The 21,789-nt window shown below is 66.4% G+C and carries 18 protein-coding genes; 9 read left to right on the forward strand and 9 right to left on the reverse strand.

The window, feature by feature from the left end:
- Both L0976_RS26230 and L0976_RS26235 read right to left on the reverse strand, forming a co-directional pair.
- The coding region (locus L0976_RS26230) for a sugar phosphate nucleotidyltransferase (RefSeq protein WP_255696232.1) at positions 1 to 172 on the reverse strand (172 nt) is incomplete at its 3' end.
- A gap of 168 nt (positions 173 to 340) precedes the next feature.
- Positions 341 to 835 (reverse strand): cupin domain-containing protein, encoded by a 495-nt coding sequence (locus tag L0976_RS26235; RefSeq protein WP_233290576.1) that lies wholly within the window; start codon positions 833 to 835, stop codon positions 341 to 343.
- 294 nt (positions 836 to 1,129) lie between these two features.
- Between L0976_RS26235 and L0976_RS26240 the strand changes: the two genes are divergently transcribed.
- Both L0976_RS26240 and L0976_RS26245 read left to right on the forward strand, forming a co-directional pair.
- A complete protein-coding gene (locus L0976_RS26240; protein ID WP_203315697.1) occupies positions 1,130 to 2,557 on the forward strand; it encodes a hypothetical protein in 1,428 nt (475 codons plus the stop codon).
- Positions 2,554 to 4,029, forward strand: a complete 1,476-nt coding sequence (locus L0976_RS26245; protein ID WP_234189859.1) for an oligosaccharide flippase family protein — start codon at positions 2,554 to 2,556, stop codon at positions 4,027 to 4,029. Before L0976_RS26240 ends, L0976_RS26245 begins: the two co-directional genes overlap by 4 nt.
- Before the next feature lie 18 nt (positions 4,030 to 4,047).
- On the opposite strand, the gene L0976_RS26250 is transcribed toward L0976_RS26245, so the two are convergent.
- Complete coding sequence (locus L0976_RS26250; protein ID WP_234189860.1) at positions 4,048 to 4,944, reverse strand: glycosyltransferase family 2 protein; 897 nt, start codon at positions 4,942 to 4,944, stop codon at positions 4,048 to 4,050.
- Positions 4,945 to 4,989: 45 nt separating this feature from the next.
- On the reverse strand, positions 4,990 to 5,961 hold the full coding sequence (locus L0976_RS26255) for an NAD(P)-dependent oxidoreductase (RefSeq protein WP_234189861.1): 972 nt from the start codon (positions 5,959 to 5,961) through the stop codon (positions 4,990 to 4,992).
- 285 nt (positions 5,962 to 6,246) lie between these two features.
- Here L0976_RS26255 and L0976_RS26260 point away from each other — a divergent pair, with 285 nt between their 5' ends.
- The gene (locus L0976_RS26260; protein ID WP_234189862.1) at positions 6,247 to 8,049 is read left to right on the forward strand and encodes an alpha/beta fold hydrolase; all 1,803 of its coding nucleotides are present in this window, start codon (positions 6,247 to 6,249) and stop codon (positions 8,047 to 8,049) included.
- 30 nt (positions 8,050 to 8,079) lie between these two features.
- Here the strand turns inward: L0976_RS26260 and L0976_RS26265 are convergent, their stop codons facing one another.
- A complete protein-coding gene (locus tag L0976_RS26265) occupies positions 8,080 to 9,234 on the reverse strand; it encodes a glycosyltransferase family 1 protein (RefSeq protein WP_203315701.1) in 1,155 nt (384 codons plus the stop codon).
- Complete coding sequence (locus L0976_RS26270; protein WP_203315702.1) at positions 9,231 to 10,346, reverse strand: glycosyltransferase; 1,116 nt, start codon at positions 10,344 to 10,346, stop codon at positions 9,231 to 9,233. Before L0976_RS26270 ends, L0976_RS26265 begins: the two co-directional genes overlap by 4 nt.
- A gap of 326 nt (positions 10,347 to 10,672) precedes the next feature.
- Here L0976_RS26270 and L0976_RS26275 point away from each other — a divergent pair, with 326 nt between their 5' ends.
- Positions 10,673 to 11,455, forward strand: a complete 783-nt coding sequence (locus L0976_RS26275; RefSeq protein WP_234189863.1) for a PIG-L family deacetylase — start codon at positions 10,673 to 10,675, stop codon at positions 11,453 to 11,455.
- Here L0976_RS26275 and L0976_RS26280 read toward each other — a convergent pair.
- Together L0976_RS26280 and L0976_RS26285 are read right to left on the reverse strand one after the other, a co-directional pair.
- The gene (locus L0976_RS26280; protein ID WP_234189864.1) at positions 11,452 to 12,747 is read right to left on the reverse strand and encodes a glycosyltransferase family 4 protein; all 1,296 of its coding nucleotides are present in this window, start codon (positions 12,745 to 12,747) and stop codon (positions 11,452 to 11,454) included. The two genes, L0976_RS26275 and L0976_RS26280, sit on opposite strands and share 4 nt — an antisense overlap.
- Before the next feature lie 341 nt (positions 12,748 to 13,088).
- Entirely contained in the window at positions 13,089 to 15,245 is a 2,157-nt protein-coding gene (locus L0976_RS26285; protein WP_234189865.1) for an exopolysaccharide transport family protein, read from the reverse strand.
- Between the two features lie 262 nt (positions 15,246 to 15,507).
- On the opposite strand from L0976_RS26285, the gene L0976_RS26290 reads away from it, so the two are divergent.
- Genes L0976_RS26290 through nadE form a run of 5 tightly spaced genes read left to right on the forward strand, consistent with a single transcriptional unit; the run spans position 15,508 to position 21,334 of the window.
- Positions 15,508 to 16,617, forward strand: a complete 1,110-nt coding sequence (locus L0976_RS26290) for a hypothetical protein (protein WP_234189866.1) — start codon at positions 15,508 to 15,510, stop codon at positions 16,615 to 16,617.
- 5 nt (positions 16,618 to 16,622) lie between these two features.
- Positions 16,623 to 18,572, forward strand: coding sequence for an asparagine synthase (glutamine-hydrolyzing) (gene asnB / locus L0976_RS26295; RefSeq protein ID WP_234189867.1), 1,950 nt, complete (start codon positions 16,623 to 16,625; stop codon positions 18,570 to 18,572).
- Between the two features lie 2 nt (positions 18,573 to 18,574).
- Positions 18,575 to 18,829 carry an acyl carrier protein gene (locus tag L0976_RS26300; RefSeq protein WP_203315708.1) on the forward strand — a complete coding sequence of 85 codons (255 nt, stop codon included), beginning with the start codon at positions 18,575 to 18,577 and terminating at the stop codon, positions 18,827 to 18,829.
- Positions 18,830 to 18,843: 14 nt separating this feature from the next.
- Entirely contained in the window at positions 18,844 to 20,340 is a 1,497-nt protein-coding gene (locus L0976_RS26305; protein WP_234189868.1) for a class I adenylate-forming enzyme family protein, read from the forward strand.
- Positions 20,341 to 20,353: 13 nt separating this feature from the next.
- Positions 20,354 to 21,334, forward strand: a complete 981-nt coding sequence (gene nadE, locus L0976_RS26310) for an NAD(+) synthase (RefSeq protein WP_234189869.1) — start codon at positions 20,354 to 20,356, stop codon at positions 21,332 to 21,334.
- A gap of 57 nt (positions 21,335 to 21,391) precedes the next feature.
- On the opposite strand, the gene L0976_RS26315 is transcribed toward nadE, so the two are convergent.
- Complete coding sequence (locus L0976_RS26315; protein WP_203315711.1) at positions 21,392 to 21,730, reverse strand: RidA family protein; 339 nt, start codon at positions 21,728 to 21,730, stop codon at positions 21,392 to 21,394.
- Between the last annotated feature and the right edge of the window lie 59 nt (positions 21,731 to 21,789).

The following is a 21,789-nucleotide window of genomic DNA, read 5'->3' on the forward strand; positions in this document are numbered from 1 at the left end:
CGACGGGCGGGGCGTAGAGCGCCTTGTCGGCAACGCGCGCCAGCGACTTCTGGAAGAGCGTCGTCTCGCCGAGGAACTCCAGGAACTGCTTGGGCGCCGAGGCGCGCGACAGCGGCCAAAGCCGCGTCCCTTTGCCGCCGGCCATGATCACGGGTACGATCTTCATGCTCATCCATTCCATCCTGATGCTGGAGCGGGCAATGCCGGCCGGAGGAGCAGTCTCTGCCCGGCCCTGCGTTCTACCGCGTTACGTGGCGCCAGGCGAGCACCTGGATGCGAATGCCGCGGCCGCCTTCATGGTGCCCGGCACTCCGCCACAATCTCGAACCACCCCGCTCCGTCAGAAGCTCGGCTGCTTCTGCCGCAAGGCATTGCGCATTCGATAGAGCGCCGCGACGGGTGAAGGGAACGGGCGGCGGATGAAGGCGGCCTTCTTCACATAGTCGTCGATGCGCCAGGTCGCCCAGGTGCGGGCGGCGAAATAGCCCATGTCCCCGGCCCGCAACGTATAGGAAGTCCCGTCCTCGTCGGTGATATGAACCTCGCCTTCGAGGATGACGACCGTCTCGTCCCAATGGAAATACCAGCGGAAGGTACCGGCGGTGCAATCCCACAAGGCGGAGAACGCGGAATCGTCCGCGCTGCGCACATGGTCGGCCGCGCGCGCCCTCGGCGCGCCTTCGAGAATCCAGTCCGGCTCGATCGGGGCATCCCGCATCGCAAGGTCCGGCGCACGCTTGCACACCGTTCTCACACGCTGCCGCGCGAAGGGACTATCCGACGTGCGGCGTACGGCAAGCGCGACGGCACCTGCCACGAGTAGCTTCAAAACCAAGATTTTCGCTCCATTCCACTCAAACCCTGGCGGCAACATAGGCGGCAAGGATGAGAAGCCGGTTGAAAAATCCGTTAGACATTTAACGGCTGCATGAAGTTTGCACGCTGAGGATGCGGTTCCGGCGGATTGTGTCTCACTTCGGGATGGATCGCCGCCCTGCATGGCGGGACGTGAAAACCGGCGGCTGGAGAAGCTGCGCGGGCAGGATTTAAGCAAAGATTCACGGCGCTGTGCTTTGGTCGTTACCTGATGGACCCGTGCTGCGTGCGGGCGGCCTTCAAAGGACGCGAAATGGACTTCATACCCGTCATTCTGTTCTGGGTACTGCTGCTCGTCGGAATGGCAAGCCGGGGGCCGTTCATCTTCTACCTGCTGTTCGGCTCGATGTCCTTCGGCTCCTTCGCGGTCATCCCGCCGGAGATCACGCAGGGCCTGAGCTTCACCCCTCCCCCGATCGTCGCCCTCGCCATCGTCTTCATCTATGCCGGCGGGGCGAACGGCCTGTCGCGGATGCTGGACATTGCTCTGAGGCCGTCCCAGTGCCTGCTGCTGTTCCTGTTCTGGCTCGTCGCCGTCTGGGTCACGCTGTTCATGCCGCGGATCTTCGCGGGCCATGTGACGATCATCCCGATGCGGCTGGAGGAATGGACCAGCGGCATTCCGCTCTATCCCACGCAGCAGAACATCTCGCAGCTCATGTACCTGACGATCTCGATCGTGACGGTGCTCGCCTGTGCGCTGGCCTTCCGTTCGGCGCCTGCGCGCCAGCACCTGCTCTCCGCCCTTTGCGTCGGCGGGTGCCTCGTCGTGCTGACGGGCATTGTCGACCTGGCGGGCCTCGGCCCCTATCTCGACATGTTCCGCACCGCCCAATATTCCTATCTGACGGATGTCGACATTGCCGACGTCAAGCGCGTCGTGGGCCTGATGCCGGAAGCCTCGACCTACGGGTCGCTGGCGGTGTCGTTCCTCTCGGCGATCTACTTCTTCCGCCGTGCGATCGCCGCGCCCTGGCTGCGGCTCTACGGCGCGCCCTTCCTCATCGTGCTGCTGACGTTCTTCTCGCTGCTTTCGACCTCGTCCGCGGCCTATGCGGGCATCGCCGTCTTCGGCTGCGTGGCCGCTGCCGAATGGTTCTGGCGCCTTTTGACGGCGGGCAAGGGAAGCGTGGCGCGGGAGGGGCTGGTGGTGGAGTTCTGGGCAGTCCTTCTGGGCTTCGGCGCCGTCTATCTGCTGGCGCTCGTCTATCCCAAGGCCTTTGATCCGTTCCTGAAGCTGATCGACACGATCATCTTCCAGAAGACCGCCTCGGACTCCTACGAGGAGCGCAGCATGTGGACGGCGGTTTCCCTGCAGGCGCTGTGGGATACCTGGGGGCTCGGCGTCGGCATGGGCGCGACCCGCGCCTCGAACGGGATCGTCGCCGTGTTCAGCAACAGCGGCGTCGTCGGCGGGCTGCTCTATTACGGCTTCATGCTCCAGACCTTCCTGCGCCGGGCGCGGCCGGGCGATGCGACCGGCGCGGCCATCCTCAACGCCGTGCGCTTCTATATGCCGCCCGTGCTCATCATGGCGACGCTGGTCGGCACGTCAGCCGATTTCGGCATCATGAACGCCTGCATCTATGCCCTCGCGGCGGCGACCGCTTGGCCGGTTCCCGCGCGGGCCCTGCCCGCCCATTCCCTGTCCTTCGCCTATCCGGAAAGGCCCCGCCCATGACTGCCGCCGATGGCGCTTCCCTCTCCGCGCGGACGATCCGGGCCGGAATCTGGACCGTCGGAGCGCGGCTGTCCTCCCGCCTGATCGATTTCGCGGTCCTGCTCGTCCTCGCCCGCCTGCTGGGGCCGGCCGACTTCGGCCTGGTGGCGACGGCGATGACCGTCATCTACATCGTCGAGGCCATCCTGGAGCTGCCGCTGACATTCGTCCTCGTCCGCCTGCCGCAGGTGACGGACCGCATGTATGACACGGCCTTCACGCTGGGCCTGATCCGCGGCCTTCTCGTCGCCGGCCTGATGGCCGCGCTGTCGTGGCCGCTCGCCTCCCTTTACGGCGACCCGCGCCTGATGCCGCTCATCTGCACCCTGGCGCTCGCGCCCGCGGCCCGCGGCCTGATCAGCCCTCGCATGGTAATCTTCGAGAAAGCACTGGATTTCCGTCGCAAGGGCGCGCTCGAACTTCTCGGCAAGGCCGCCGCGGGCGCCATCGCCATTTTCATCGCCGTGAGCACGGGAAATTACTGGGCCGTGGCGGCCGGCACGATCTCCGCGCCCGTCGTGATGATGATCGTCTCCTACGTGATGGCGCCCATGCGCCCGCGCCTCTCGCTGGCCGATTGGCCGATCTTCTCCAACATGACGGGCTGGAACTTCCTGTCGCAGATCGTCTCGGCGCTCAACTGGCAGGTCGACCGCCTCATCCTGCCCATCTATATCGACGTCACCTCCTTCGGGCGCTTCACGACGGCCAACGACATCGCGGGGCTGCCTTTCCAGGCGATCGTCCAGCCGACGGCGGTCCCGCTGTTTTCGGCGCTGGTCAATGCGCGCGAGAAGGGCAGCCTGGTCGGCGCCTATCTCAAGGCCTGCTCCGGCATCGTCATGCTGATGGCGCCGGTGATGTGCTTCATCGCGCTGATGGCCGGCCCGGTGATCCATATCCTGCTCGGGCCTGCCTGGGCGAGCGGCGCCCCCATCCTCGCGGGTGTCGCCCTGACGAGCCTCTTCGTCCTGCCGACCGTTCCCATGTCCGCGCTGGTGCTCGTGCTGGACCGGCCCCGCCTCGTGGCTTTCCGCTCGCTGGTCGAACTGGCGGCGCGCGTGCCGCTCACCGTGGTCGGCATCATCTTCTACGGGATTTCCGGCGCCATCGCCGCGAAGGCGGGCGCGGGCGTGGCGCTGCTGATGATGACGCTCTACTCGGTGCGATCCGTCGCCGGCATCCCGATCCGCGACCAGCTCCGCAGCAGCCTCTATCCCATGGTCGCGCTCGTTCCCGCCGTCGCGTTCCTTTATGGCGTGCCCGATCTCACGCAGTCCGGCCCCTACCTCTACCCGGCCATCGCGGTCGTCGGCCTCGTCTACGGCATGCTCTATGTCGCGGGATTGTACGGGCTTTGGTGGGTGACGGGGCGGCCCGATGGGCTCGAATCCTATCTCGCCGGCAAGGCAACGGCCTATTTCCGGCGGTAACGGGGGGCCTTTCGGCCCCTACATGTCGAGGATGTTGCGCGGGTCGAGCCGGCCGGTAAAGAAATCGCGCAGGGCAAGGACGTTGCCGTGCAGCCGGCCGCGACGGTCGACCCAGGGTTCCGGGTTGAAGCTGCGGACGAGGTTGGAGGCAAAATTCCTGATGCTGCCGCCCCAGGCCTGATACCAGAACATGTTGCCTTTCCGCTGGATGTAGATCCGGTTGGCGATCTGCGAATAGCCGAGCCGCTTGCCGGGGCTTCGGCCGGCCTTCTTGGTTCCAAGATGCACGCCGCGCAACTGGTCGGCCTGCACGATCCTGCCATAGGCGGCAAGCTGCCGGGAGAAGTCGAGGTCCTCCAGCCAGGCGTAGAACGGCAGGTTCTCGTCGAAGCGGATGGCATGTTCGCGCACCGGCGCAAGGCGGATGGCCATGTTGCAGCCGTAGCCGTTGAATGTCGGGGAGATGGCGGGCGGGCGGCGAAGGACATCCGCCTCCAGCAGCCTGCGGCCTTCGTCGAATTCCAGCCCCGCGCCGCGCGCGCCGTCCGCGATGACGTAGCCGGTGGCGACCATGATGTCCGGATTGTCCGCAAACAGCTTCTCGACTTCCGTAAGGAAATTCGCGGCAGGCAGGAAATCGTCGTCGAAGAAGACGACAACGTCGGCCCTGGAGGCCGCGATCATCACGTTGCGTTGATGCGGCAGGCCGACCGGGCCCGGCAGGATCTCGATGCTCCCGTGGTAGGCGGACAGCGCCTCGACGTCCACGTCGTCCGGGCGCGACGGGCAGACGAAGAACTCGTCGGGCTTGCGCTCCTGGTTGTTGAGGAACGTGATGGTCTGCGTCAGAATATCCCGGCGTCCCGCCGTGGCTATGGCGACGGCTATGGTCAGGCCGTCCTTGCGCATGTTCATGTCCGGTCCTTGTTCACTCGAGGCATTGCAGGGTTCGCGCGATTGCTAGACGAAGCGGCCGCCGCTTTCGGCGTTCCACCTGTCGATGGCAGAGGGAAGCCTTCCCCGCGTCGCCTCGCCCACCGTCTCCAGCCAGCCGGGCACCACGTCCGTCGAGCGCACGAGCTTCATGACGCGGTCGGGATGGATGCCGAGGCCCATGACGGAGAAGGGCCGCAGGAGCGTCGCGGCCAGCGTCACCACGCCGCGCGGTACGAGGAAGGTCCTGGCGCCGCGCATGTGCTGCGCGCGGAACGCCTCGACGATCTGTTCGAGCGTATAGCGATCGGGATAGCAGCCGTTGAAGAGGACGAGACGCTCTTCTCGCCGGGTGGCGAGCTCGATGGCGTCCAGCAGGTCCCCGACATAGAAGCAGGCCTTGATCGTATCCTTGCGGCCGGGATAGACGAAGAAGCCCTTCTTCAGCAGTTTCGCCATGCGCGTGAAGTTGCCGCCTTCGCCGGGACCGAAGATGACGGCGGGGCGGCATATGACGAGACGGCGGCTGTCGTCCTCCTCCAGCCATGCCGTCTGGATGCGCTCGGCCATGTATTTCGACCAGCCATAGGGCGATTCCGGCGCCGGCCTGGAGTCCTCGCGCTTGGTCTCCTCCCCCGGGCCGTAGACGGAGATGGAGCTGGTGAACACGATGTCGCGGATGTCGAGGCGCCGTGCAAGCGCCGTGATCGACGTCGCGCCGAGGATGTTCGTCTCGTAGTATTCGTGCGCGGGATGTCCCGGCGTCGTGTGAACGGCCGCGAGATTGTAGATGCGGTCGATGCGCATCCCGGGGTCGAAGGCCGCGAGATCGCGGACATCGCCCGTCAGGTAGGTCACGCCGTCCAGCCTTTCGCGCGGCGGCCGGATGTCGACCGAGACGACACGGTGCCCCTCGCCCGCCAGCCGGCGCACAAGATGCGTTCCGATGAAGCCGGAACCGCCGAAAACGAGGTCGTTCCTGGGCGTTTCACCAACCATCGAGATTGCCTCCTGAGACAGAACGGGCGCGGGAAATTCAAGGCGCACGACGATTTTAATAGGTGCAACTTCTGCATAATTGCTTAAACAGCCGGCTGAAGGGCCGCCCGGAGCCCGTCTTGGTGAGCAGAGCGTAAATGGCTTGCCGTGCTTCGGAGTTCGAATGGCGAAGATTTGTGCGATGTGCAACGCGAAGTCGCGATCCGGTCCCGGTTTCTTAATGAAATTCCGCTTTGCTATGGCCGATTGAAATTCCGGCAGATCGGTGTATCGGGAAAATTGGCAATGCACGGCACGTCCGCTCGAAATATCCCTCCCCTGCCCGCGGCGCCTGCTGCGGAAAAGGCCGGGGAAAGGCCCGCAGAGGCCGGCCGTCCCGTCACGTTCGCCGGAACCGTCGGCCTCTATACGCCTGCCGATGCGCGCGTACAGGCGAGCGATATAGCCGTGCTGTTCGTCGGTTCCTGGGGGTTCGAGGAATTGTGCGCCCGCAAGTTCTGGCGGCTGCTGGCCGAGGACCTGGGACGCCAGGGTATCGCCAGCCTGCGCTTCGACTTTCCGGGGACGGGCGACGCACTCGACCCGGAGGACTGCTCCGCCGGTCTCGACATCTGGCTGCAAAGCATCGCCTCTGCGGCGGCGGCGCTTCGCGATCTTTCGGGAGGCAGGCGCCTGCTGCTCATGGGGCACGGCATCGGGGCTGCGCTGGCATGGCGCGCGGCCGAGATGATCGACGACGTCGCGGGCATCGCCATGGCCGCGCCGGCGACCTCCGGCCGCCGCTGGGTGCGCGAATTCATGGCCCTCAGCCGCATCGCCGATCACGGCGCGATCAAGCATGCGACGCCGCCCGGCGGGCCGGCCATGGGCGAGCAGACCATTCCGGACGCCATTCTCGCCGGTATCCGCGCCCTCGACATCTCCCGGACGGACAAGCCGGCCGCCGCGGAGGTCCTCGTCCTGTCCCCGGAAGGGCGCGCCGATGCCGCCTTCCTCGACCACTTGGGTTCGCTCGGAGTGCAGGTGCGGACCGCGCCGTTCGAGGGTTACGACCTCTTCGTCCGCGACGTGCTGCTGTCCATTCCGCCGCGCGCGGCGATCGGCCGCTTGGTGGACTGGGCATGCGGCCTGAAGGGGACGCAGACCCCCGCCGCGCCGGCGTTGCCGGAAAGCCGGCCGCTTGCCGGCGACGGCTTTACGGAGACGCCCGTCCGCTTCGGCGAGGGCGAGCGCCTCTATGGCGTGCTGTGCGAGCCGCAAGGCCCGCGCCGGGGCGCGACGGTGATGATGCTGTCGACCGGTTACGACCGCATGTCGGGATGGGGCCGGATCACCACCCGCATCTGCCGGGACCTCGCGCGCGCGGGCATTCCGGCCTTCCGTTTCGACTTCGCCAATGTCGCGGACAGCCCGCCCTGCCCGCAGGCGCCCGCGCAGGTCATGTACAGCGAAAGCCTCGTCAGCGATGTCGGCGAGGCGCTGGCCTTCCTGGAGGCGCGCGGGCTCTCGCCGGTCGTCCTGACCGGCCGCTGCAGCGGCGGCTACACCGCCTTCAGAAGCGCGATCCGCTACGGGGCGGTCAAGGCCGTCGTTCCCGTCAACCCGTTCGACTTCGCCTTGGCACCGGATACGGACGTCGATGCCCTCATCAACGCGTCGCTCCAGCCGCTCGCCAGCTATGGCGAAAAAATGCGCAGCGGCGGATTCTGGAAACGGGTCCTGCGAGGGGAAGTCAATGTGGTGCGGGGCGTGCGCAACCTGTCGCGGATGATCCTTGCCAAAGGCACCGCGACCGCATTGCCGCTTCTTGTGCGCTTCCCGTTCCTGTCACGCAACGTGACCGCGGCGGCGCGCGATTTCAAGGCCGTCGCCGCGAACGGGACGCGGGTATCGCTGATCTATAGCGAGGGCGACATCGGCGTGCCCAATCTCGAAGCGCGCTTCGGCAAGCGGGGGTATCTGCTCGCACGCTACGACAATACGAGCCTTGCCTTCCTCGCCGACGCCGACCACAACCTGACGACCGCACCGGCCCGGCAATATTGGCAGGCCGAGCTCGAGAAGACCGCGCGGCAGTTTCATCCCTGACCGAACCGCGGCATCATCCTGCCGCCGGTATTATTCCGCCGCTATCCGTTCTGGAGCCGTGTCTGCCGCGTCGCGATCGGCAAGCGGCAGGCCGAGGACGTGCGCCAGCTTGCGCGCGGCGTTTTCCCAGGTGAACGTGGCGGCCTGGCGCCGCCCGGCGTCCCGCATCCGGGCCGAGAGTTCGGCATTGTCGGCAAGCGCGCGGATCTGCTCGACCCAGCGGCCGGCGTCGTGCGGATCGGCGGTCAGCGCGGCCTCGCCGCAGACTTCCGGCAGGGCGCCGCAGGGGGCGACGACGGCCGGACAGCCGAGGATCATCGCTTCGAGCGGCGGCAGGCCGAAGCCTTCGGTGGTCGAGGGGCAGGCGAAGGCGCAGGCATGGATCATCAGCGCGGCAAGCTGAGCGTCGTCGACATGGCCGATGAAGCGCACGTTTTCCGGCACAAACGCGCCGAGGCGCTGGAAGTCCTCGCGCGAGGCGGCGCCGAACAGCACGAGCGTCATGTCGCCGAGACGTGGATCCGCAAAGGCCTCCAGCAATACCGGGATGTTCTTGTGTGCCTGGGTGTTGGCCAGCGCCAGGACATAGCGGCCCTTTTCCAGGCCGTTTGCGGCGATGACGCTGTCAGCGGGGCGGTACGCCAGGACGTGGTCGCAGCCGTTGTGGATGACCGTGATCCTGTCGGCCGGCGCGACGCCGTAGCGCACGAGCTGCTGCTTGGAATATTCCGAGACCGTCAGTATCTGCCGGTTCGTCCGCCCGACGAGGGGCTGGAGGAACTTGTACCAGAGGCGAAAGCCCCGCGAATAGGATTGCGGCGTCAGGTGCACCTGCGCGTCGTGGATCATCGTCACGGCGCGCGGGTGAAGAACCGGCCCGAGATTGCACAGGCTGACCAGCGTGCCCTTGCGCGCCAGCCAGGGAAGGCTGATCTGCTCCCAGGGAATGTCCTTGGCGATGCCGCTCAGAAAGCTCGTCCTGACGATCCGCGTCCTTGAGAGCGCAAGGTTCCTTTTCGCCGTCGCGGGGGCGAGCACGAGCGTCTCGGGCGCGCCGTCCAGAGGCGCCAGAAGGCGGTCCAGCGCCTGGATGAGCTCCTGGGCGACGCGGTGGACGCCTGTCGGGGCCGCCGCCAGAAATTTGCCGTTGAACACGATCGGCGTCATGCCGGTTTGCGCTTTCATGCCGTAAGCCTCATGTTTTCCGCCGTCATGGCGAATCCAGGAAGGTTGCCAAGGAACCTGCGAAGCTCCCTTTCGAAGCGCCGCGGTTCGAACTTGAGGGCGTGGGCGCGGATTTCCGCCGGGGAGAACCGGCCGGCCTCCTTCTCGAAACGGGCGAGCGCGGCCATCAGGGCCTCGACGCTCTGCTCGTGGAAGAAGAGGCCGGTCTTGCCGTCCACCACCGTCTCCAGCGCCCCGCCCCGGCCGAAGGCGATCACCGGGCGGCCGCTCGCCATCACTTCGAGCGGCACGATGCCGAAATCTTCGACGCCCGGATAAAGGAGCGCCTTGCAGGCGGAGAAATGGGCCTCCATCTCCGCATCCGATACCGATCCGAGGAACTGCACCGTCGGGCCGGCCGATTGCCTGAGCTTGGCGGAGGCGCCGTCGCCGAGCACGACGAGCGGAAGGTTCATCTGCGTGCAGGCGGCGACCGCCAGCTCGATCTTCTTGTATGGCGTGATCTGGCCGGCGCACAGATAGTAGTCCTTCGGGCCGTCGGAGATCCTGAAGCGGCTGACCTCGACGGGCGGATGGATGACGGCCGCGTCGCGCCGGTAGAACTTCTCGATGCGCTTTGCGACATAGCCGGAGTTGGCGATGAAATGGTCGACGCGGTGGGAGGTCGTGACGTCCCATTGCCGCAGCTTCGGCGCGGCAAGCGCCAGCACGGTGCGCGCGAGGAAGCCGGACTCGGCCATGTACTGGGGATAGAGGTCCCATATGTAGCGCATGGGCGAATGGCAGTAGCAGACATGCACGGCATCCGGCCGCGTGATGACGCCCTTGGCCGGGCCCGCCTCGCTGGAAATGACGAGATCGTACTCGGTCAGGTCGAGGGATTCCAGCGCGTATGGCATGAGAGGCAGCATCTTCTGGTAATGCTTCCGCCCGCCGATCTTCTGGAGGAAGGACGTGGTCAGCTTGTGGCGCCGGATCTTCGGCGACAGCTTTTCCGGATCGGCGACGAGGGTGAAGATGTCGGCCTCGGGGAAGATGTCGCAGAAGGTTTCGAGAACCTTCTCGCCACCGCGCATGCCGACGAGCCAATAATGAACCAGGGCGACCTTCACCGCGAACTCCCTCGGGCTGGTTGTGTATTCCAGCGAGGGTTACGCCAACAATATCGAGAAACCGTGAAAAGGATCGTTAGACTTCGAGTAAAAGCCTATCCGGAAGGTATTTCCTGATCGAATCCGGGAAAAACCGGGGGTGGAAACGCAAACAGGATTAACGATTCACTAAAAATCGACCGGGTTTTACCCGATGGCAGGCCTGATTTGAAGCAAGAATGCGTCATGCCGGCCGGATCGGTATCTCATGACTGCCACGCGCCACTTTCTTAATGTTTTCGTGGCTTCCTTCTCAAGAAAAATTGCTGGTAGAGATCTGTTCGACAATGAATTTCGATGATTTCAAGGATTGTATCGTCGTCGTGGCCCATCCCGACGACGAGATATTGTGGGCGAGCTCCCTGCTTGCTTGCGCGAAGAAGATCATCATGTGCTACGGCGACAGTCCGGAAAGCGCGCAGGTCAGCGCAGGCCGGCGTGCCCTTCTTCGCCAGTTCCCGCTGAAATCGGTGGTCAGCCTCGATATAACCGAAGCCCGCGTCTACCAGATGGCGGACTGGCGCCGGCCCGTGGAAACCGCCCACGGCATCCGCTGCGGCCGCGACGGTGCCTATGCACGGAATTTCCGGCTGGTGATGGACGCGCTGCGCGAGCATCTCGACGACGGCGATCTGGTCGTCACCCACAATCCCTGGGGCGAGTACGGCCACGAGGAACATGTTCAGGTCTACCGGGCCGTTTCCGCCTTGCGGCAGCAGAAGGATTTCCGCCTGTTCGTGACGGGCTATGTCAGCGACAGGGTGCTTCACTTCATGGAGAGGAACGTCCCGCGCCTCGGCCTGGCATCCGCCATGCTGCCGACCGACAAGGCGCTTTGCAGCGAGTTGAAGCAGCTATACGAGGCCCATGATGCCTGGACCTGGGATGCCGGCTATGAATGGCCCGACCGGGAATGCTTCTACGAGGTCACCAAGCCGGACGCACCGCTTCGCGCCGGCGAAAGGACCATGGCGTCCCTGCCCGTCAACGTTCTCTGGCTCGATGGACAATTGCCGCTCTGGCGCCGCGTCTACCGCGGGGTGAAACGACGCCTGCGCTCGCTTTCCTAGGCTCTTTCACGTCCTGCGCGGGCGAGGGCTGAGGACGGCTGGCTCCGCGGGCGGCCGGCGCCCAGCAACTCCGCGTAGAGGTCGATCAGCGCTTCGGCCCAGGCGTCCTGCGTATTGGCGAGGGTCATTCCGTTCGCGCGCGCGCGCTCGCTCATTCCGCGCATCGCCTCCGGCGCCATGCCGGCCATCGCGCGAAGCGCTGCGGCGAAGGCGGCGTTGTCCTGCGTGTTGCAGGCGACGCCCATCCCCCGCTCGACCACCTCGTCGGCCAGGAAGGCCATGTCCGTCAGGATGAGGGGAACGCCGCTCGCGGCCGCTTCCGCGGCCACGAGGCCGAAGGGCTCGGGAAGGCGAGAGGGAATGACGAGCGCCCTCGCCTTGCCGATCAATCCGCCGATTTCCGCCTGCTCGCGCCAGCCGTGGAACCGCATTTCCGGATATTGCGCCTCCAGTTCGGCGCGCATGGGACCATCGCCGATGATCTCGAGCGGCACGCCGGCCAGGCGCGCCGCGGCGAGTGCATCCTGCGCGCCCTTTTCCTGCTCGAGGCGTCCGATGAAGAAGAAGCTTTCGTTGCGTTCGGCGGCGATGCGGCCGGCGACGAACGGCATGGCGGGGTTGCGCACCGCCCGCAGGTCGCGTGCCCGGTACCCGGCGCGCGTGAAACCCTCGATCATCTTTTCATGGATGAGGACGATCCTGCCCCACGGCACGTCCCGCCCCATGGCGGAGAACAGCCGTGCCTGCCGGGCGGTACGCCACAGCTTCTGCGCGTAGGAGCGCCGGTCGCAGTGAGTAGCGATGCAGCCCGCACCAAGCGGCACGCGCATGCATCTTTCCTCCCGGCGATAGTTCATGAAGGCGCCGTTCGGGCAGGCATGGAAGAAATCGTGCGCGTGGATGGCCGTGCGTCCGGCGACCCTGCGCAGCGGCACGAAGATCGAAGGGGACAGGATCTGGGACCAGACATGCGTGTGGTAGACCGTGCCCGGCGTGTCGTTCCGGTCGATCCAGTCCGAAAGCAGCGCGCTTGCGGAGCGGTTGTTGATGCCGTTGACCGCGGATGCGAGCGGATTGCCGCCGAGAAGGGCCTTCTGGCCGAGCGTCACGACATCGACGCCGAGTTCGGCGAATGCGGGGTTGTCGCCGTCGTCTCCGGCGATCATCGTGACGGAAATGCCGCGTGCCCTCAAAAGCCGCAGGAGCAGGAGCACGAGCGTGGTCGCTCCGCCCCGTGCGATGGAGAAGTCGTTGAGCAGGACGACACGCGATATGGGCGTCACGGCGCTCATCGATACCCCGATGCATGGAAGACGGGGAAGCCGACGATGCGAGGAACCCCGGCCACGGGACGCCAGCGCGGCGCCGCGATGGCGGTCACGATTTCCGGTTTTCCTTCGACGACAGGCACGATCAACCCCCGGGCACGACGAATCGATGGGAAACCGCAGGTAGAGCGGCGTCCCTTCGCCACGTTAGCGCGCGTTCGTCTCGATATCGATAACGCAGCGGGAAAACGGCTGCCCGCCGCCGCCGGGGCGCCTGCATATTGAAGGTATGTTTAATAGCAATATAAGATTGCCCTTCATTACCTTTCGCCCATGCGCGGGGGCGTTGCTTCCGGGCCAGGCTCTCAGCCGGCGCGCGGAACGCTGCGCTGCTCCTCCTGAACGATGATCGGGCCGACCGGCGTCAGGCCGCGCTGCCTGAGGAGCGAAACCGCGCTTTCAACGCTTTTCCGGCTGAACCGGCTTCCCAGGACGGCGAAGCGGTCCGCTGCGATTTCCACGGCGGGAACGGGCTTTTGCTGGTCGAAACGCCCGGCATGGACGATGACGAGATCGAAGCGGCACCCGCTCGCCTCCAGCCAGTCCACCAGGGCGCCCGTTTCGGTGCCCCGCCGTGTCGAGACACGGGGCGACCTGCGCCCCGCCGGCATCAGCCAGAAGCCTCCCGTGTCGGAGAGAGTGACGAAATCCCCCTCTATTCTCTGGAGGGAGACGGAATCGAGCAGGCCGGGAAGCCCCACGGCCGATGCCTGCCGCGTCAAGGCGGCTTCGGCGTCCGCATCGACGAGGAGAACCGAGCTGCCGGAACGGGCGGCCGTGCGCGCCAGTTGGAAGACGGTGCGGGCGGCATTGCCCTGCACCTGCGTGGAGTAGAGGACGACCGAGTAGTTCGACCGGCCCTCGGCTTCCGCGACGAGCTGCTGCGCGATGTCGAAATGGCTGCCCTCCACGGCGTCTCCGGATGGCGCCTGCCGCGCATTGCGCGGCAGCGGAAAGGCCAGGGTGTGCTGCCGGTCGGCGTCGTCGTGCGCCGGAGGCGCCCGTTCCCGTTTCCTGCGGCGGCGCAGCCATCCAAGCAGCCGCGACGGCAGGCGTTCCCCGGCCGGGCGCCTTGCCGCGTCGGCTGCCTCTTCCGGCCGGTCGTCCTCAAGCGGCTTGCGGTCACGGGCGAGCGCGATGCCGCAGCCGAGCAACAGGCCGAGCACCGTCGCGCCGGCGATGATGAGGGAGCGCTTGGGGCCCGCCTTGGTCAGCGGCACCTGCGCGACCGAGATGATTTGCGGATTCTCGCTGACCGTGCGTTCCTGGCCGGAGAGCTGGCGGGTGCGCAGCAGGAAGGATTCGTAGACCGCGCGGTCGCTGGCGAGCTTGCGCTCCAGCTCGCGCAGGCGAACCATCGACTGGTCCGACTCGTTCAGGCTCCCCTTCAGCGCGGCAAGGTTCTTGCGGAGCAGCTCGCGCTGGTTCTTCAACTTCTCGCCGTTGCTGGCGAGCGCCGTCGTGAAGTCCTTCAACTGCCCTTCGAGAAGCGCGGAAACCGCGCGCGTCCTTGCCTTGGCGCTCATGAGGGACGGATGGCGCTCGCCGAAGGAGGACTGGAGCACCGACTGCTGCTCGAGCGCGGTATGGTAGCGCGTGCGCAGTTCGATGATCGCCGGCGTCAGGGAGGAATCCGGCGTCGACCGCAGATATTCCGGGTTGGAGCGCGCGCGGGCGAGCTCGGCGATCTGGGCCTCGTTCTCCGCGATGCTCGCGGAAATGCGCGTGATCTCGGTATTGGTGTCGGTGATCTGCTGCTCGGCGGTCGGCCGGCCCGCGACATCCACGAGGTTGTGTTCCGCCTTGTAGGCCTGGATCGCGCGGTCACCTTCCTCGACGGCCTTTTCCAGGCTCGCCAGTTGGGCCGAAAGGTCCGTCGTCGCCTGGCGCACCAGCCCGTTGTTCATCTCGAGGCGGGTCTGGATATAGGTGTCGGCGATCGCGTTGGCGATCCGCGCGACCTTTTCCGGATCGTACGACGTCACGGAGAGGTCGATGACGAAGCTCGCCTTGTTGAGCGTGGCGGCGATCGCGCCCTGGAGCGTGGCGAGCGCGCGCTGGGTGCGCTTCTCCCGGTCGGGCTCATAGGGTTGCGCCGCGCCGAAATCCGGGTCGTCGGCAAGGCCCTGCGATTCCACCACCGCGGAAAGGACCTTCACGGAGGTCAGGATGTATTGCTGGTTGAGGGTGCGCGCCTCCGTGGCGCGGCTCTCGCCGTTGATCTCGCCGTCCACGATCCGCGAGCCTTCCGGGTCCACCAGGATGCTGACGGTGGAGACGTAATAGTTCTTCATGAGCTGCGAAAGGAAGACCGACGCCACGCAGAAAAGGGCCGTGAGGGCGACGATCATCAGGAAGCGGTTGCGCAGGACGGAAAACACATGCGCGAAATCGATCTGCGGAATGGTGCCCGCGCTCTGCACGTCCTCTCTTTCGGCGTGGGAAATGTTGCTGTCGACCATGCTTCGGCACCGTTGGGTGGTCTTGCGGACCGTGACGATGGGAATCACGGCTGCTCGGCGCGATGGTATTTTCGATGAGTTAACATATCATTTACCGTAATTTACGCTCACCTGCCCCGGCTACCGAGCTTTAGGCCGGCCACGCGAAGGCGCGGCAAGGCAAGTCGGGCATTTTGACCTTTTCTTCATGCTCCTCGCGTAAGGAGAGGTCGCGGTGGCCGCACGCCGGGAACCGGAACGGGCAGGTTCTAAGTGGATTTCAATGTCGAACGTACGTTCATTCGAGGCCGGTGACGTTGACGCTGTCGCGGATATTTTCCAGCGGCTGCTGCGCAAGGACCGCGCCCCGGCAAGCGCCGATCTCAAGGACTATCTCGGCGCGCTCTATCTCGGCGCCGAAAGCCGGGACGCCCGCCTCGGCTCGCGCGTCCATGTCCGCGCCGACGGCACGGTATCCGGCTTCATCGGCGTTCTTCCCGTGGAAATGGAATTCGAGGGACGTCGTGTTCTGGCGGCCAATTGCGGCTCCTTCGTCAGCGACGACCGCGACTGCGATCCGTTCGCCGGCGCGCGCCTGCTGCGTGACGTCCTGTCGGGGCCGCAGGACCTTTCCTTCAGCGAAACGTCGAACGACGTCTCCACCGATATGTGGCGGAGCATGCGGGCGCGCGTTCTCGGCCCCTACAGCCTCGAATGGCTGCGCGTCCTGCGACCGGCCGCCTTCGCCGTCGAGGCGGCTGCGCGGCGCGTTGCGGCGGCAAGGCTGGCAAGGCCCCTTGCCAAGGCGGCCGATGCAGTGCTGTGCAGGCGCGGCAGGCCGCGGGCATGGACCTACTATACGCCGCTCGCGGGCAAGGCGGACGCGTTCCTCGACGAACCGGCCTCCGACGGCGAATTCATCGATGCCCTGCCGCTTGTCGTGCAGGGATTTTCCCTGCGCCCGCGCTGGGAGCGGCCGGTGCTGGAGACCATGCTCCGGCACGCCGCGCGCAAGGCGCTGCATGGCGAGCGGGTCCAGCATCTCGTCAAGACCCGCTCCGGCAAGGCGATCGGCGCGTATCTCTATTATGGCGATGCCGGCGGCATAGGCCGGACGGTGCAGGTCCTGTCGGCGCCGGGCCAGGAATCGATCGTCGTCGAGTGCCTTCTTCGCAATGCGCACGAGCGCGGTCTCGCCGCGATCCGCGGCCAGACCCAGCCGGCGCTTCTGGAGGCGATGATCGGCAAGAAATGCGCCTTCCTCCAGGCCTCTTCCACTGTGGTGCACTCCCGCGACCCCGCCCTTCTCGAGGCGATGACGTCGGGCAGGGCCTTTCTCAACGGCCTCGTCGGGGAAGGCTGGACGCGCCTCATCGGCGATCGGTTCGGGTAGCTGCAATGTGCGGGATAGCAGGATATAACGGAAATACCATCGCACCCGGCGAGGCTGTGGATCGCCTTGGCCGCATGGTCGGGGCGTTGCGCCACCGCGGGCCTGACGGTGACGGCATCCTCGTTCGTGGCGAAACGGGCCTTGCCCATACGCGTCTTTCCATCGTCGGCCTTGCCGACGGGGCGCAGCCGATGACCAGCGCGGACGGCGGGCTTGCCGTCTCCTTCAACGGCGAGATCTTCAATTACGTGGAGCTTCGCGAGGACCTGAAGGCGCGCGGCCACCGCTTCCGCACGACCAGCGACACGGAGGTGCTGCTCGCCTCCTATGCGCAGAAGGGCCTCGACTGCCTTGCGGATTTCAACGGCGACTTCGCCTTCGCCCTGCACGATGTCCGCAGCCGCACGCTGGTGCTCGCCCGTGACCGCATGGGCGTGCGTCCCCTCTTCTATACCGAGCAGGGCGGCATGCTCTTCTTCGCCTCCGAGATCGGTGCGCTGCTCGCCCTGCCGGGCGTGACGGCGGAGATCGATCCGCTGGCGCTCGACCAGATCTTCACGCTCTGGTGCCCCATTCCGCCGCGCACCGCCTATCGCGGCATCCACGAGCTTCCCCCCGGTCACGTCATGATCGTGCAGGACGGCCGGCGCACGGTGCGGCCGTGGTGGCAACTCTCCTATCCCGACCGCGCCGATGCGCCCCCCGCCGGCCGGGTGGAGACGCAGGCCGAAGAACTGCGCGCGCTGCTGGACGATGCCACGCGCATTCGCCTGCGGGCCGACGTGCCGGTCGGCGCCTACCTTTCCGGCGGCCTCGACTCGTCCTTCATCGCGGCGCTGGCGGCGCGAAGGGTGACGCATGGTCTCAGGACATTCTCCCTGACCTTCCGCAGCGCCGAGCACGACGAAAGCGCCTGGCAGCGGCAGGTTGCCGCGACGCTCGACGCCGAGGCCGACAGCGTCGAATGCACCGGCGGAGAGATCGTCGCGCGCATGCCGGATGTCATGCGGCATGTCGCCTGCCCGATCCTGCGCACGGCGCCCGTTCCGCTTCACCTGCTGTCGGCGCGGGTGCGCGCGCGGGGCATGAAGGTGGTGCTGACCGGTGAGGGCGCGGACGAGGTCTTCGCGGGCTACGACATCTTCCGCGAAGCGCGGGTGCGGCGTTTCTGCGGGCGCCAGCCGGGATCGGCCCGGCGCACGCAGCTCTTCCAGCGGCTCTATCCCTACCTGCCGGGCCTCAGGCAGCAGACGCCGGAATATCTCGCGCGCTTCTTTTCCTTCGGGTCCGAAGCGCTCGACGACCCGCTCTATTCCCATCGGCAGCGCTTCCGGTCCACCGCCGCGGCGAAACTGTTCTTCTCCGCCGGTCTCAAGGAGGCCATCGGCGACTACGATGCCGCCGCCGACCTTGCCGGGCGCCTGCCGGCCGATTTCGCCCGCTGGCATCCGTTGCATCAGGCGCAATATATCGAGACGGCCTTCCTTCTGCCGGGCTATATCCTGTCCAGCCAGGGCGACCGCGTGATGATGGCGAATGCGGTCGAAGGTCGCTTCCCCTTCCTCGATCACCGGGTCGTTTCCTTCGCCGCAGGCCTTTCGCCCGATGCCAAGCTGCTCGGGCTGCGCGAGAAGCACGTCCTCAAGGAAGCCGCGCGCGGCATCGTGCCGACCGCGATCATCGACCGCCCCAAGCAGCCCTACCGCGCGCCGGACGCCGAAGCCTTTTCCGGCGCCGCGGCATTCCTCGACACTGTCCTGGCGCCGGAGCGGCTGGCGGAAAGCGGGCTTTTCAATGTGCAGGCCGTGGGCAAGCTGAAGGAAAAGGTCCTCAGGAAACAGGTCGCCGGCTTCCGCGACAACGCGGCCTTCATCGGCATCCTTTCGACCGAATTGCTGCGCGGAACCGACACCGCGCAATCGTCACAAACCTTATCGAACATCGGGGCAAGCTGAGCATGACCGCAGAGACCCAGGCCGCAATCCGCGCCTTCATCGTGGAGAATTTCCTGTTCGGCGACGAGAGCCATCCGCTGCCGGCGGATCTGTCGCTGATCGACAACGACCTCATCGATTCCACCGGCATTCTCGAGCTCGTGGGCTTCCTGGAAGAGCGGTTCGCCATCAAGGTTGCCGATGCCGACATCGTGCCCGCCAATCTCGACACGATCGAACGGATCTCCGGCTTCATCGCCCGCAAGCAGGCGGCCTGACGGCGGAAGCGGCCATGCGAATCGAGCATTATCTTCGCAACAGCGTTGCGCGCGACGGGACCAGGACGGCAATCGTCGCGGGCGACGTGCGGCTGAGCTACGACCGCTTTCTCGACCTTGCCGCCCGCATGGCGACGACGCTTCGCAGCCGCGGCTTGCGCCGGGGCGACCGCGTCCTCATCCTGCTCGACAACGGCTGGCAGGCTGCGGTGACGGTTCTCGCCACCTGGCTGGCGGGGGCGGTCATCTGCCCCGTCAATCCGGCGTCCAAGGCGCCCCGCCTCCAGCACATCGAGCAGGACTGCACGCCTGCGATGGTGGTGGCGGAGGGGCGGCTCGAAAGGCTCGTCGCGGATGTCGACGCGCTTTCCGCCGTGCCGCGGCTGGTGACGGGCGCAGCGGGCAGCTTCGAAGCGGGGCTGGAGGCCGCGCCGTTTGCCGGCGAAGCTTTTCCGGACACCGATCTTGCGGCCCTGATCTATACCTCCGGTTCGACCGGCGTGCCGAAGGGCGTGATGCTGGCCCATGAGAACATGGATGCGGCCGCACGCTCGATCTCGGCCTATCTCGGCAACACTGCGGCCGACACGATCCTCGTCGTGCTGCCGATGTCCTTCGGCTACGGGCTCAACCAGCTCGTGACCGCCATGCTTTGCGGCGCGACGCTCGTCATCGAAAAATCCTTCGCCTTTCCGCAGGCGGTTTTCGAGAGGATCCGCGACGAGCGCGTCACCGGCTTTGCGCTGGTGCCGGCCATGGCCGCCATGATGATGCAGGCGCGCGAACTCGATCCGTCGCTCTTTGCGAGCCTGCGCTATGTCACGAGCGCGGCCGCGCCCCTGCCGCCCGCCCATCTCGACTGGCTGCGTGCCTTCCTGCCGCATGCCCGCCTTTTCTGCATGTACGGCCAGACCGAATGCACCCGCGCGACCTATCTCCCGCCGAAGGAGATCGACGCCCGGCGCGGCTCGGTCGGCATCGCCATTCCCGGCACGCGGGCCGAGGTGGTGGACGAGGCCGGACTGGCCGTGCCGCCGGGCGCGGTCGGCGAACTGGTGGTGAGCGGCCTGAACGTGATGCGGGGCTACTGGAAAAACGAAGCGGCGACCCGCAAGGCACTTCGGCCCGATCCGAATACCGGCACGATCCGCCTTCATACCGGCGACCTCTTCACGGCGGACGCCGACGGCTATCTCACCTTCGTCGCCCGCACCGACGACATCATCAAGTCGCGCGGCGAGAAGGTCGCGCCGAAGGCGGTGGAGGACGTGCTGCACCGGATGCCGGGGGTCGCGGAGGCGCTCGTCGTCGGCGTGCCGCACGAGGTTCTCGGCGAGGCCGTGAAGGCGCTCGTCGTCGCCACCGACCCGGCGCTGACGGAGCGGGACGTCATGCGCTTCTGCGCGCAGAACCTGGAGGACCACATGGTCCCGAAGATCGTCGAATTCCGGCAGTTCCTGCCGAAAACCGAATCCGGCAAGGCCAGCCGCAGGCTGGCCGCCGCCCTCTGACAGGATCGAACCCATGACAGCACCGATGTCCCGCACGCCCTCCTTCGCACCGCTGGTGCTCGATCCGGAAGCGGAGGTCGAGCGCATCGCCGCCTGGATGCGGGCGCGGCTGCGTCTCGATCTGCGCAAGCGCGGCCTCGTGCTCGGCCTTTCCGGCGGCATCGATTCCAGCCTCTCGGCCGCGCTTGCGGTGCGCGCCCTCGGGGCGAAGAACGTCTTCGCCCTCTTCATGCCGGAGAACGATTCCGACCCGGAGAGCCTGCGGCTCGGGCGCAGCGTCGCGCAGACCTTCGGCATCGAAAGCGTGGTGGAAGACATCGGGCCGACGCTTGCCGCCATGGGCTGCTACGAGCGCCGCGACGCCTTCATCCGCGAGGCGGTGCCGGAATACGGCGCCGGCTGGGCCTCCAAGATCGTCTTCGACAATCCGATGACGTCGGGCGGCTACAACATCTCCTCCCTTGTCGTGCGGTCCCCTGATGGCGAGACGCGCAAGGTGCGCCTCGGCGCGGGCTCCTATCTCGGCATCGTCGCGGCGACGAACATGAAGCAGCGCACCCGCAAGCAGCTCGAATACTATCACGCCGACCGGCTGAACTTCGCCGTGCTCGGCACGCCGAACCGGCTCGAATACGACCAGGGCTTCTTCGTCAAGAACGGCGACGGCGCGGCCGACATCAAGCCGATCGCCCATTTCTACAAGTCCCAGGTCTACCAGCTTGCCGCCTATCTCGGCGTGCCCGCCGAGATCCTCTCCCGCCCGCCGACGACGGATACCTATTCGCTGCCGCAGACCCAGGAGGAATTCTACTTCGCCCTGCCCTACGACAAGATGGACATCTGCCTCTACGGCCTGGAGAACGCCGTGCCGGCCGCAACCATCGCGGAGGCGACGGGGCTGAAGGCGGGCGAGGTCGAGCTGGTCTGGGCCGACATCGCGGCCAAGCGCAAGGTCGCGCGCTACCTGCACAGCCAGCCGCTCGTCATGGGCTGACGAAAAAGGCCGGGGCCGCTTCCGCAGCCCCGGCCCCGATTGTCGTTCCTGGCCGGCTCAGGCGAGCGCGGTGACCTGGATCTCGACCAGCAGTTCCGGCGTGGCGAGGCGGGCTTCCACCGTGGCGCGGACCGGCAGGTTGTCCTTGTCGACCCACTGGTCCCAGACCTCGTTCATCTGGCTGAAATGGGCGATGTCGCGAAGCCAGATGCTCGCGCTTATCAGCTTGGCCTTGGAGGTGCCGGCCTCGGCGAGCAGGGCGTCGATCTGCGCCAGGATGTCGCGGGTCTGGGCGACCGTGTCGGCGCCCTTGCCGGTGACGCCGGCCGTGGTGACGACGCCGTTGACGACGACGGCGCCGCAGAAGCGCTGGCCGGGCTTGATACGCTTGATCATGGATGTCCTCCTTTTGGAACGAAACGGTTCGGCCGTATGCGTGGCCGCGCGGCATCCAT

The organism is Shinella sp. NM-101, assembly GCF_021401195.1.
Classification (GTDB): Bacteria; Pseudomonadota; Alphaproteobacteria; order Rhizobiales; family Rhizobiaceae; genus Shinella.